Origin of the sequence: Simplicispira sp. (assembly GCF_028687295.1) — a bacterium.
In the GTDB taxonomy this organism is placed as follows: domain Bacteria; phylum Pseudomonadota; class Gammaproteobacteria; order Burkholderiales; family Burkholderiaceae_C; genus Simplicispira; species Simplicispira metamorpha.
In genome coordinates this window covers 1-12812 of record NZ_JAQUAL010000091.1, presented here as the reverse complement: position 1 = coordinate 12812, position 12812 = coordinate 1, and the positions used below count along the sequence as shown (strand labels likewise).

General features: G+C 61.9%; 9 protein-coding genes. 4 read left to right on the top strand and 5 right to left on the bottom strand.

Going from position 1 to position 12812, the window contains the following annotated elements; genetic code table 11:
• Together PHX69_RS10920 and pstS are read right to left on the bottom strand one after the other, a co-directional pair.
• Positions 1-398 (bottom strand): ABC transporter permease (locus PHX69_RS10920; RefSeq protein ID WP_502958519.1); only part of this gene is annotated, 398 nt, incomplete at its 3' end.
• A 70-nt stretch (positions 399-468) separates the two neighbouring features.
• On the bottom strand, positions 469-1509 hold the full coding sequence (pstS, locus tag PHX69_RS10915) for a phosphate ABC transporter substrate-binding protein PstS (protein ID WP_288043718.1): 1041 nt from the start codon (positions 1507-1509) through the stop codon (positions 469-471).
• Positions 1510-1705: 196 nt separating this feature from the next.
• On the opposite strand from pstS, the gene PHX69_RS10910 reads away from it, so the two are divergent.
• Together PHX69_RS10910 and ppx are read left to right on the top strand one after the other, a co-directional pair.
• Positions 1706-2902 carry an ABC transporter substrate-binding protein gene (locus PHX69_RS10910; protein WP_288043717.1) on the top strand — a complete coding sequence of 399 codons (1197 nt, stop codon included), beginning with the start codon at positions 1706-1708 and terminating at the stop codon, positions 2900-2902.
• A gap of 73 nt (positions 2903-2975) precedes the next feature.
• Positions 2976-4460, top strand: coding sequence for an exopolyphosphatase (gene ppx, locus PHX69_RS10905; RefSeq protein ID WP_119012782.1), 1485 nt, complete (start codon positions 2976-2978; stop codon positions 4458-4460).
• Positions 4461-4506: 46 nt separating this feature from the next.
• Here the strand turns inward: ppx and PHX69_RS10900 are convergent, their stop codons facing one another.
• From PHX69_RS10900 to PHX69_RS10890, 3 genes are all read right to left on the bottom strand, one after another.
• Positions 4507-4971 carry a SixA phosphatase family protein gene (locus PHX69_RS10900; protein ID WP_288043716.1) on the bottom strand — a complete coding sequence of 155 codons (465 nt, stop codon included), beginning with the start codon at positions 4969-4971 and terminating at the stop codon, positions 4507-4509.
• Positions 4968-7160: a polyphosphate kinase 1 gene (ppk1, locus tag PHX69_RS10895; protein ID WP_119012837.1), complete on the bottom strand. Its 2193-nt coding sequence runs from the start codon at positions 7158-7160 to the stop codon at positions 4968-4970. The genes PHX69_RS10900 and ppk1 overlap by 4 nt, the downstream gene beginning before the upstream one ends.
• A 177-nt stretch (positions 7161-7337) precedes the next feature.
• Positions 7338-8174 carry a GNAT family N-acetyltransferase gene (locus tag PHX69_RS10890; protein WP_288043713.1) on the bottom strand — a complete coding sequence of 279 codons (837 nt, stop codon included), beginning with the start codon at positions 8172-8174 and terminating at the stop codon, positions 7338-7340.
• 212 nt (positions 8175-8386) lie between these two features.
• On the opposite strand from PHX69_RS10890, the gene PHX69_RS10885 reads away from it, so the two are divergent.
• A complete protein-coding gene (locus PHX69_RS10885) occupies positions 8387-11335 on the top strand; it encodes a bifunctional diguanylate cyclase/phosphodiesterase (protein WP_288043711.1) in 2949 nt (982 codons plus the stop codon).
• A gap of 81 nt (positions 11336-11416) precedes the next feature.
• Positions 11417-12812, top strand: a 1396-nt coding sequence (locus PHX69_RS10880) for a sensor domain-containing protein (protein ID WP_288043709.1), incomplete at its 3' end; no start/stop codon positions are given.

Below are 12812 nucleotides of genomic sequence, written 5' to 3'. Positions count from 1 at the left end.
ATGGCGGTGCCCAAGGGGCGTTTGAGCCAGGCTGGCGACAGCTCTGTCAGGAACAAAGCGATACCAAAGCTCACTGGCACCGCCACCAGCAAGGCAATGAAAGAAGTGACCAGCGTGCCGTAAATCATGACCAGACCGCCGTACTCGTTCTGCACGGGATCCCAGACAGTGCTGGTCAAAAAGCCCAAGCCGTACTTCTCGATCGAGGGCCAGGCACCAATCACCAGCGAGGTCATGATGCCCAGCAGCAAAGCCAGCGTCAAAACGGCTGCGCCACGCGCCAGCCAGCCAAACATGCGATCCGCCAGCACGCCAGAAATCAGCGGCTTGCGGGAGGGGGGTGTAGTCTGCTGCGAGCCAGACCCTACCTTGGCAGGGGCGGCTTGGTGGACTGGCAACGTAGTGGACACGTCTGCGCCTTTGTAAAAAGTGAAGAAGGCAGCTGGCGTGGTGCCAGCCACCGTCAGATTACTTCAGGGCAATGGCCTTGCCGGAAGCGTCCTTGATGTTGTCCCAGGACTTCATGATGAGGTCTTTGACGCTGTCGGGCATGGGCACGTAATCCAGATCGGCAGCAAACTTGTCGCCAGACTTGTAGGTCCATTCAAAAAACTTCAGCGAGGTAGCAGCATCCGCAGGCTTTTCCTGAGCCTTGTGCATCAGGATAAACGTGGGGTTAGTGATGGGCCAAGTGGCGTCGCCGGGCTGATTCGTCAAGATCAGGTAGAAGCTCTTGGGCCACACCGCGCCAGCAGCGGCAGCCTTGAAGCCAGTGTCGTCAGGTGAAGCAAACTTGCCAGCAGCGTTTTGCAGCAAGGTGTAAGTCATCTTGTTTTGCTTGACGTAGGCGTACTCCACGTATCCGATGGAGTTAGGCAGGCGACCTACAAAAGCGGCCACGCCTTCATTGCCTTTACCGCCAGCACCCACGGGCCAGTTGACAGCGGTGCCCTCACCCACCTTGGTTTTCCATTCGGCATTGACCTTGGACAGGTAGTTGGTGAAGACAAAGGTGGTTCCCGAGCCGTCAGCGCGGCGCACCGGCGCAATATCGGCATCCGGCAACGGCACATTGGGGTTCAGCGCCTTGAGGGCAGGATCACTCCATTTGGTGATTTTGCCCAGGTAGATATCACCCAACACCTGGCCCGTCAGCTTGATCTGACCGGGATTGATGCCTTTGATGTTGACCACTGGAACCACACCACCGATCACGGTAGGAAACTGCACCAAGCCCTTCTTTTCCAGTTCTTCATCCTTCAAAGGCATGTCCGAGGCACCAAACGCCACAGTCTTGGCATCAATTTGGCGCAAACCAGCACCCGACCCCACGGACTGGTAGTTGATCTTCACACCAGTGGCCTTGTTGTATTCAGATGCCCACTTGGCATACAGCGGCGCTGGGAAGGTGGCACCTGCACCCGTAGCTTCTTGCTGCGCCATGGCACCGGAGAACGCTCCGGCAGAAGCCACACCAGCCACCAGAACTCGAATCATGGACATTTTCATGAAGATACCTTTTGGGATTGAAGGAGTTGGGATGTGGCGACTCTAGGCCCCTCATATGACAGTGCTGTGACAACAGCGGGCGCCTGTCACAAAGCATTTTTTCGATTCTGAGTGGCCAGCACGGCCCTTCGTCACATCTTCTTCACAGGCCCTGCGTAGTCTGTGTACTGCGCAAATAACACCTGTCACGCATCCAATGGCCATGTACCCTTCCGATAGTCCAGCGGTTGCACTGAACCGCCGCCAGTGGTTTGCCTGGAGCGCTGCTGCCAGCGCCGCCATGGCAGGCGACGCAACGGCCCAGCCCCTGCTGTCAGCCAGCCCGGCCCGCAACACCGATGCTGAACGCCCTTTGGTGGTGGCCCAAATCGTTGATTTGAGCCTGAACCAGCAAGATGTCAGCCGGGACTTTCTGGTGGGCTCACGATCCGCCTGGCAAGACCTGAACGCACGCGGCGGTGTGCGGGGCCGCACAGTGCAACACATCACGCTGGAAACCAATGGCTCACCCGCAAGCCTGCAAACTGCCTGGCAAACTGCACACCGGCAAACCGGGTGTGTGGCGTTGTCTGGTTGTGTGGGCAACGCCACCGCCGCCGCACTGGTGGCCATGCCCCCTCCTGCCGATTCCAGCTCTGCCCTGGCGCTGATTGCACCCTGGTTGCACAACGCTGTCACCGACAGCGAAGCCGAAACGGTGTTTGAGGTGTTTCCAGACCACCAGACCCAGATAGCGCATGCCATCAAAACGCATGCGTCGCTGGGGGTCAAACAGATCGGCGTGGTGTTTGCCAACGTACAGGTGCAGCAGCAATCCCAGGGCTATGTGCTCCAGGTAGCAAAGAGCCTGGGCCTGGAGGCCCAGATACTGCCGCACGCCAGCGCCAAGAGCCCCATTGCAAATCAGCTGATAACGCCAACGCAAACCATTATTTTGTTTGTCGGGGGAACTCCGGAGTTGCATGCCTTCGTGAGCAAGCTCGCCGCCCCACCAGGTCGGCAATGCTTTGTCGTGGCCCTGGCCGATGTCAACCTACAGGTGCTGGCCCAGATGGGAGGCACACCCAAGGGCATTTCTATCATCGCCACGCAGGCAGTTCCCTTGATCAGCTCCAGCCTGCCCGTGGTGCGCGCTTACCGCGATGCGCTGGGCCGGTTTTTTGACGAGTCCCCCTCCCCGCAAGGCCTGGCAGGGTTCATTGCCGCACGCTATACCGCCCAGGTTCTGGGCGGCATCACCGGCCCCATCACACGCGCCACCGTGCTCGCGGCATTGCAGCGGCGTGCTGATGTGAACATGGGCGGGTACGTCGTGGCCTACCGGGGGAAAAAGCGCACCAACGCCTACGTGACGCAAAGCATGCTGACCCAAGACGGTCGCATCATCGGCTGACGCACCGCCCCGAACACCAGAATGCGGGTGCTATGCTGCCCGCTGAAGATACAAGCGCCTTGCGCGCACCAACATGCACAACGGAACACTGCTCGCAGCTGTGGATCTGGGATCCAACAGCTTTCGCCTGGAAATTGGCCGCTTCGAGCACGGCCACATCCAGCGCGTGGAATACATCAAAGAAACCGTGCGCCAAGGCAACGGCCTGGATGACAACCGCAACCTGACGCCCGACGCCTTGCAGCGCGGTTGGGATTGTCTGGCGCGTTTTGCCGAGCGCCTGGCCGATTTTCCCAGTGCCCAGGTGCGTGCCGTGGCCACGCAAACCCTGCGCGAAGCGCGCAACCGCGATGTTTTTCTGCACCGTGCCAACCAGATACTGGGCCACCCCATTGATGTGGTGTCCGGCCCCGAAGAAGCCCGCCTGATTTACCAGGGCGTCTCGCACATGCTGGCGCAATCCAACGAGCGGCGGCTGGTGGTGGACATTGGCGGGCGCTCAACCGAGCTGATCCTGGGCCAGCAGTTCAACGCCAACGCGGTGGCCTCTTTCCGCGTGGGCAGTGTGGCGTGGTCAGCGCGGTATTTTCCGCAGGGTGTGTTTACGGCCCAGGCCTTCAACACCGCAGAAATCGCTGCCAAGGCCGTGCTGGACGAGGCCCTGGACGCTTACCGCCCCGAAGACTGGGAAGTGGCCTACGGCTCCTCGGGCACGATAGGCGCCGTGGGCGACATGCTGGCCGCAGCAGGCCACCCGCCCGGCACCATCACCCCCGAAGGGCTGGACTGGCTGCAAGAGCGCATGTTGCGCGCGCAAAGCGCTGACCGGCTGCGCCTGGAAGGGCTCAAGGAAGAGCGCCGCCCCGTCATTGGCGGCGGGCTCAGTGTGCTGCGCGCCGTGTTTGAGCTGTTGCAAATTGACCGGATGCAGGTGGCGCAAGGCGCCTTGCGCCAGGGCGCTTTGTACGATCTGCTCGACCGCGAGCAACCCACCACCGACCTGCGAACCTCCACCGTACGCTCGCTGATGCAGCGCTTTGCTGTGGACGAAGCACAGGCCGAGCGGGTGGCGCAGGTAGCCTGCGCCCTGTTTGCCCAGGCCAGCCACGGCGATCACGCCCACGCACTGCGCAAACTCGGCTGGGCCGCACGCCTGCACGAAATCGGCTGCCGCATCTCGCACAGCGAGTCGCACCGCCACGGCGCCTACATCCTGGACAACACCGATGTCGCCGGCTTCTCGCAGCCCGAGCTGCACCGCCTGGGCATGCTGGTACTGGGGCACAAAGGCAAGGTGCGCAAACTCGAAACCGACCTGGACGACGCCACCTTTGCCTTGCAACTGCTGTGCCTGCGCCTGGCCGTCGTGCTGTGCCACGCCCGGCGCGACCCGGACACCCACGCACTGGCGCTGCATGCCAACACGGGCCTTGGTACTTTTGAACTGAGCGTGAGCGCGGGCTGGGCAGAGCGCTATCCACAGTCGGCACACCTGCTGCGCGAAGAGGTGCTGGCCTGGCAAAAAACGCCGTGGACGCTGGCGCTGGATATTCAATAAAGATAGCTGCCAGCGCACACCCCGTGGGCGCTGGAGCCACTTTTCATCATAAAAATTCTGGTGACTGCACCGTGAGCAAGACGGTTTCGGTGGCGTCCAGGCGCTGGCGCTGGCGCAACCACCAGACCGACCCTTTGCGGATCGCGCACTCAGAGGCCTGCATGCCCAGCAGCTGCGCTGCCACCTGGCCCAGCATGGGCTGGTGGCCCACCACCAGCACGGTGCCTTGGGCGCTGGGCCACTGGGCCAGCTCCAGCAGGTCTTGCGGCAGGCCGTCGGGCAGCAGTTCGGCGCGCAGCTTGTATTTGCGGTCGAGGGCCTTGACCGTCTGCTCGGTGCGCACTGCCGGGCTGGCCAGCACGCGCAGGCCATCGGGCAAGTGCTTGCGCAGCCAAGCGGCCATGTGGGCGGCCTGCTTCTCGCCGCGCGGGGTCAGAGGGCGCTGGATGTCCTCCTCGCCCTCGACGAGGTCACGGGCATGGGCATGGCGCCACAAAATCAAGTCCATCATTTCATTCCTCCCGCTGCGGTGCTGCGTGCATAGCGGTGCATCAGCGCGTTCTGCACCCCTGTGCCGCTGCCATCGGGGCTGGAGCGGGCATACACGCCATCGGGTTGCAGGTTCCAGGCATCACGGTCGTCGCACAGGTAGGCCACCAGGCATTCATCCACGATGCGCTGGCGCAGCACCGGATCGGTCACGGGCCAGGACACCTCTACGCGGCGCAGCATGTTGCGGTTCATCCAGTCGGCGCTGGAGAGGTAAAGCTCCTCTTGCTCGCCAGCGCGGAAGTAGAACACCCGGCTGTGCTCCAGAAAGCGCCCGATGATGGAGCGCACCCGGATGTTGTCGCTCACGCCGGGCACCTGCGCGGGCAAGATACAGGCCCCACGCACGATCAGATCGATGCGCGCGCCGCGCTGGCCCGCCAGCAACAAAGCACGCACCAGGGCCTCGTCGGTCAAGGCGTTCATTTTGGCAACGATGCGGGCATCTTTGCCTTGCGCTGCGGCCAACCCCACCTGTTCGATTTTTTCCAGCGTGCGCCGGTGCAGGTGAAATGGCGCCACCAGCAAGCGGCGCATGCGCGGCAGGCGGTTCTGGCTGGCCAGGTGGTTGAACACGTTGTCCATGTCCGCCGTGGTGTCTTCGTCGGCAGTCAGGTAGCTCAGGTCGGTGTACAGGCGCGCCGTGCGCGGGTTGTAGTTGCCAGTGGACAAATGGCCGTAGCGGCGCAGCACACGGCCTTCGCGGCGGGTGACCAGCAGCATCTTGGCGTGCGTCTTGAGACCCACCACGCCGTACACCACCTGCGCGCCCACCGATTCGAGCGCTTCAGCCCAGTTGATGTTGGCCTCTTCGTCAAAACGTGCTTTGAGCTCGACCACCGCCAGCACCTCTTTGCCCCGGCGCACGGCCTCGCGCAGCAAATCCAGCATTTGGGGATCGGCGCCGGTGCGGTAGATGGTTTGCTTGATGGCCAGCACATGCGGGTCGTTGACGGCCTCGCGCAGAAAAGCCAGGACGCCATCAAAGCTCTCAAACGGCTGGTGGATGAGCACGTCGCCCTTGCGCAGCTGCGCCAGGATAGAGCCGCCTTGCTGCATTTGCTGCGGCCAGCACGGAGGTGATGGCTTGAACAGCAGGTTGGGCGCATCGGCCAGGTCGATCAACTGCCCCAGCCGCACCAGGTTCACCGGGCCATGCACACGGTACAACGCAGGCGCAGGCAGATTGAACTGTGCGCGCAAAAAGTCAGACAGAAAATCCGAGCAGCCCGCCGACACCTCCAGCCGCACGGCCTCACCGTAGTGGCGCTGTTGCAGCCCCTGGCGCAGCGCGGTACGCAGGTTGCGCACGTCCTCTTCATCCACCGCCAGATCCGAGTGGCGGGTGACACGAAACTGCGAAAACTCGGTGACCTGGCGCTCCGGGAACAAATCTTCCAGGTGTGCCCGCACCACGCTGGACAGGCTGACGCACTGCGCCCCTTTGGCTGCAACGGCAGCGGGCATGCGTATCAGCCGTGGCAGCGCACGGGGAATTTTGACAATGGCGATCTCATTCTCACGGCCAAAAGCATCGCCGCCCTTGAGGCGCACGATGAAGTTCAAGGACTTGTTGGCCACCTGCGGAAAAGGGTGCGCCGGGTCCAGGCCCACCGGAATCAGCAGGGGGCGCACCTCGCGCCGGAAATACTCCCGCACCCAGCGCCGCTGCGCAGGTGTGCGCCGCCCGTGCGAAATGATGCGAATGCCATGGGCATCCAGCGCTGGCACCAAATCATCGTTGTAGAGCGCATATTGGCGCGCCACCAGGTCATGCGCCTTGGCCGACAGGGCCTCAAAAGAGGCCTGGGTGCAGGGCCCTTTGGTTTCCCCGCTGCGGGCTGCTGCCAGATGGGGGGCTGCGCGAACCTCGAAAAACTCGTCGAGATTGGAAGAAACAATGGTCAGAAAACGCACCCGCTCCAGCAGTGGCACATCGGCGCGAACCGCCCAGTCAAATACGCGCTCATTGAAGGCCAGAATGCTGTGGTCCCGGTCCAGCAAAGTAGCTTGCAGGACATCGGATGCCTCTGGGATCAGCGCAGTACAGGCTTGCTCTGGCACTGCATGCAGCGCTTTGGACTGGGACGGCGTGGGCGAAAAGGTCTGGTGCGACGAAGTCACAATGCGATCCTCTGAAGAAGGTGACATGGCGCGCTCAAAATCGATGGTAAATATGACAGTATCAAGCAACGCTGTGTCAATTTCGTGACATTAACCGCAACCAAGATACACCGGTCACAGTCTGACGCACCGCTGCGCCGGACGCCCGGAAAACCGTTTCCAACGTCGCTGGCGGGCACATTTTTCTGGCGCTTCTGCGGATTTTCAACAGCCCAGAAAATGCTGGCGGTAGCGCAATGGCAGATCGGCAATGCGCATCATCATCGGCAGATCGGCAGTGTTGAAGTCCGGGTCCCATGCGGGCGGCCCCAGCACCCGCGCTCCCATGCGCAAATAGCCTTTGATCAGAGCGGGCGGCTCTACCACCAGCGAGTCATCCAGCCGCTCTACCGGCAATGGCAGACGCGGCAGCACCTGGTGCTCAATGGGTGCCAGGTGGGTCTGGCGCAGTTGCTGCCAGATACTGGCGGCCACATGGGCACTGGGCACGCCGTGGTGAAGCATGGGAATGCTGGCGCAGCCGATCATGGTGTGCAGCCGGTTGCGCACCATGAAATCGGCCAGCGCCCCCCACAGCGCCAAAATCACCCCACCATGGCGGTGCTCCGGGTGAACGCAGCTGCGGCCCAGTTCTACGGTGTGTGCGCGCAAGGCCCGCAGACGGGTCAGGTCAAACTCGGTGTCGCTGTAGGTGCAGCCCACGCGCTGGGCCTGCGCAGGCGTCAGAACACGGTAGGTGCCCACCACCTGGCGCGTTGGCACATCGCGCACCAACAGGTGTTCGCAGTAGTCATCGAAAAAGTCGATGTCATATCCGGGCTCTGGCGTATGGAGACGGGCACCCATTTCTGTGGCAAAAACATCAAACCGCAGGCGCTGGGCTTGTCGCACTTCGTCTTGGTGGCGTGCCCAGGCCACTTCAATACGACTGCCGCCAGGGCGTATCCCCTGCCCTGGGCGTGCATCGTCTGTGCGCTGAGGCGAACCGCAGGGCAAAGAAGGCGCCGACAGGGGCAGCGCGGGGCCATGTGAATCGTTCATCAGACACTCCAGGGTTTACGGGGTCACGGAGTACCACAGCAGCAACCAAACGATTTTTTTGGCACGAACGCTGCGGCACCTGGGCAATAGTGTGGGCACCACGGATGACAACGCGGTGTAGCTTGCATGGTGTTTTCATGACAACGCCTGGCTGGTGTTCAACACCATAAGCAGGCCCTAGCGCCTGCATAATTCAGCGAGGAAAACACACAGTGCCACCACGCTTTCACCCCACCGCTGCTTCGCCCCTGTACGCTGCGCTCGTAGCGTTTGTGCTCACGGCACTGTGTGCGGGCGCCATCATTGCCAGTCTGGAACGCAGGGAAGACGCGCAAGAGCGCACCCAGGTAGCCGACTTGGCCAGCGACCATGCACGGGCACTGCAACGCAGTATTGAACTGGCACTGTCAGCCAACAACGCATTGGCGGCGCTGGTGCGCCAAGGCAATGGCAACGTGCCAGATTTCGAGGCCATAGGCACACAAATGCTGCCTTTCTATCCAAGCATAGCAGCGCTGGGACTGGCACCGCAAGGAGTGGTGCAGCATGTGGTGCCCCTGCGGGGCAACGAATCCCTGATTGGCTTTTCCGCACTGTTGAGCCCACAACAAAGTGCAGAGTCCGCCTTGGCGCGCGACACCAGAAGAATGACCCTGGCTGGTCCATTGCAACTGGTGCAAGGTGGCTTGGGTGTGGTGGGTCGCCAGCCGGTGTACCTGGACACAGGCTCTGGAGAGGAACGCTTCTGGGGCTTTACGAGCGTGACCATTCGCATCTCAGAGGCGCTGTCAGCGGCCAATCTGCCGCAATTGAGCGCACGGGGCTACCAGTACCGGCTCTGGCGCACGGTTCCGCACACCGGCGAAGAACAGGAAATCAGCGCATCCGTACCCCCGCCCGGCTCCGACGCTGCCGTGCGCACACTGTCTTTGCCCAACGGCCAGTGGCTGCTGGCCGTCGCGCCCAGCCAGGGCTGGGGCTCACCGCTGAAGCTGGCGGTACGCTGCGCACTGGGCTTGCTGGTGAGTTTGCTGATGGCCTACCTGGCCCGCCTGCTGCTGCAACTCAAAGCCCACGAAAAAGACCTCGAATCCATGGTGGCCAAGCGCACGAGAGAAATCGAAGCCACGCAACAACAACTCAAGGCCACCATCGAGGCAATTCCTGATTTGCTGTTTGAACTCGACAGTGAAGGCCGGTTTGTCAACATCCACCACCAGCGCCCCGACATGCTGGTGGCACCCGCTGCCAGCATGCTGGGCAACAGCGTTTACCAGCACTTGCCAACAGCTGCGGCGCAATCGTTTGCAGCGGCACTGCGTGAAGCCGATGAGGCCACCTGGTCTACGGGGCACGAACTCATGCTTGATCTGCCCATGCGGGGGGCGACTTGGTTTGAACTGTCGGTATCACGCAAAGCTACCACCCCGGGTGGCGAAGCGCCAGGCTACGTGGTCTTGTCGCGTGACATCACCGAACGCAAAATCGCGCAGAAAGCACTGGTCTTGACATCGCAAGCGTTTGACCAAAGCAGCGAAGCCATCGTGCTGTGTGATGCACAAGGCAGTGCCGTGCGGGTGAACCGCGCCTTCAGCCGCATTACCGGATTTTCTGCTGCCGAGGCACTGGGCAGGCCCGTTAGCCTGTTCACCGCCAATGCCGATGCAACCACCAGCTTTGACCAGCTGTGCGAGCAGCTCAACCCGCAAGGTTTCTGGGAAGGCGAAGTTTGCAGTCGGCGCAAAGACGGCTCCATCTACCCGCAGTGGCTCTCTTTGAGCAACGTGCGCGACGAACAAGATCGGGTGACGCACCACATCGCGCTCTTTCGCGACACCACCCAACAACGCGAAACGCAAGACCGCATACGGCACCTGGCCCATTTTGACCACCTCACCGGGCTGCCCAACCGCGCCCTGCTGGCCGAACGTGCCCAGCGCGACATCGAACAAGAGCGGCGCAACGGCGGCTCTTTGGCCATGGTGTTCATTGACCTGGACCACTTCAAGAACGTCAACGACTCGCTGGGCCACCGCATCGGTGACACCCTGTTGGTGGCCATGTCCAAACGCTTGCAAGCACTGGTACGCGCCCAAGATACCGTCTCCAGGCTGGGCGGTGATGAGTTCTTGCTGCTGCTGCCAGGCACCACGGCAGAGGCCGCTGCGCTCATGGCCACCGATCTTTTGCACGCCCTGGCACAACCCTTTCAAATCGACCAATACGAGCTCACCACCACGTTGTCTATCGGCATTGCGGTGTTTCCCACCGACGGCGGCAACTTTGACACGCTCTACCAGCGTGCCGATGCGGCCATGTACCGCGCTAAACGCAGTGGCCGCAACCGCCACAGCTTTTTTACCGCCGATCTGGAGGCACGCTCAGCCCGCACCCTGACACTGGAAAATGCCCTGCACCGGGCGCTGGAGCGCCAGCAGTTCGAACTGCACTACCAGCCCCAGGTGTCGCTGCACACACGCCAGATCGTGGGGGCAGAAGCACTTTTGCGCTGGCGCCACCCGGAACTGGGCATGGTCTCGCCCGCCGAGTTCATTCCGGTGGCAGAAAACAGCGGAATGATCGTCGCCATCGGCGAGTGGGTGCTGCGCACTGCGGCCCGAGATGCCAAGCATTGGCTGGACCAGCAATTGCCATTGCGCACCGTGTCCGTCAATCTCTCGGCTATACAGTTCAGGCATCCCCAACTGCCTGACATGGTGTCGCGCTGCCTTCACGAAGCCAACCTCTGCGCCAGCCACCTGGAGCTGGAACTGACCGAGGGCGCTGCCGTGGACGACCCCGATGCCGCGCTGACCGTGATGCAACAACTGCACGAGCGCGGCGCCCGCCTGTCCATGGACGACTTCGGCACCGGCTATTCATCGTTGAACCAGCTCAAGCGCTTTCCGCTGGGAAAGCTCAAAATTGACCAGTCTTTTGTGCGTGACGTCAGCGTCGATGCCAGCGACCGCGCCATCATCAGCGCCATCATCCGCATGGCCCAGGCCATGGACATGACTACCACAGCAGAAGGCGTAGAGACCGAAGAGCAACTGGCCTTCTTGCTGGAGCAAGGCTGCGATGAAGGCCAAGGTTACCTCTTCAGCCGCCCGGTACCGGCATTGGCCTTCGAAGCCCTCTTGCGCGCTAAAAATGCCTGAAGGTAGCCCCAGCAAGCACCTGCTGATACACTTTGGCACATATTTTTGTGCAGGCCGCATCTTGCTGCCATCATTGGCGACATGTCTTTCTTGTACGACCCACCCATTTTGCAACCCTCTGCTACCTCCTCGGGTGCTGCATTAGAGCGCGCCTTGCGTGAACAGCAAACTCTGCTGGACAGCGCGGGGGCGGGCATTGTTTTCATACGCCAGCGCCTGGTGGTGCGTGCCAACCCGCGCTATGCCGAAATCTTCGGCTACGCCTCCCACCACGATCTGGTGGGGCAAACCAGCGAGAGCTTCTACCCCAACCGCAATGCTTTTCGCGCACTGGGGCGTGCCGCCTATCCGGTGGTGTCCCAAGGCAAAACCTACCGCACCGAGCAGCTCATGCGCCGGCGCGACGGTTCGCTCTTTTGGGGCTGCCTGACTGGCACGCTCATCAACCCGCAGGACACCTCCGAGGGCTCCATCTGGATCATCGACGACATTGACAAACAAAAGAACGCACAGGTTCAGCTCGATGCCGCCCTGCGGGAAAAACAGGCGCTGCTGGAAAACGCGATGGTCGGCATTGTGTTCCTGCACCAACGCCGCCTGACACACTGCAACCGCCATTTCGAGCAAATGCTGGGCTATGGGCCTGGCGAACTCGCTGGCAGCCTGTCACAGCGCTGGTACTACCACGATACGGACTGGGAAGCGGTCGGTCGCGAGAGCAACGCAGCACTGGCACAAGGGCGCAGCTTTGAGGGCGAACTCACGCTGCGCAAAAAAGACGGCACACCCGTGGCCTGCGAAGTACGCTGCAAAGCCATCCACCCGACCAAGCCCGAAGACGGCACCGTCTGGATCACCCTCGACATCACCGAGCGGCGCCAGGCGCAGGCGGAGCTGGCACGCATACACGGCGAACTCGAACGCCTGGTACAGGAGCGCACCGGCCAGCTGCGCGACACCGTGAACAACCTGCACCGCGAAATCAACGACCGGCGCCAAGACCAGGAACGCATCTACTGGCTGGCGCACTACGACCCGCTCACAGGTTTGCCCAACCGCACGCTGCTGGCCGAACGCAGCCAGAAAGCCATTGAGATGGCCCGGCAAGAGCAGTCGCCATTGGCCGTCATCTTTCTGGACCTGGACCATTTCAAACACGTCAACGACTCCCTGGGCCACCGGGTGGGCGATGCGTTGCTGGTGGCCATTGCCAAACGCCTGCGCGCGGTGGTGCGCGAAAAAGACACGGTTTGCCGCGTCGGTGGTGACGAGTTCATTTTGCTGCTGCCTGGTGCCAATGCCAGAGGCGCCCAACGGGTGGCCACCAAGCTGCTGGAGGCCTCACGCCAGCCCTACCAGATAGACCACCACGAGCTGACCATGGCCCCCTCCATGGGCATTGCGCTGTACCCCGAGGATGGCACCGACTTCGACACCCTGAACCAGGCCGCTGACGTGGCCATGTACCGCGCCAAAC

Excerpts from the sequence above, each read along its gene's own strand:
- pstS (WP_288043718.1), bottom strand. The coding sequence starts at position 1,509 with ATGAAAATGTCCATGATTCGAGTTCTGGTGGCTGGTGTGGCTTCTGCC.
- PHX69_RS10910 (WP_288043717.1), top strand. The coding sequence starts at position 1,706 with ATGGCCATGTACCCTTCCGATAGTCCAGCGGTTGCACTGAACCGCCGC.
- ppx (WP_119012782.1), top strand. The coding sequence starts at position 2,976 with ATGCACAACGGAACACTGCTCGCAGCTGTGGATCTGGGATCCAACAGC.
- PHX69_RS10900 (WP_288043716.1), bottom strand. The coding sequence starts at position 4,971 with ATGATGGACTTGATTTTGTGGCGCCATGCCCATGCCCGTGACCTCGTC.
- ppk1 (WP_119012837.1), bottom strand. The coding sequence starts at position 7,160 with ATGTCACCTTCTTCAGAGGATCGCATTGTGACTTCGTCGCACCAGACC.
- PHX69_RS10890 (WP_288043713.1), bottom strand. The coding sequence starts at position 8,174 with ATGAACGATTCACATGGCCCCGCGCTGCCCCTGTCGGCGCCTTCTTTG.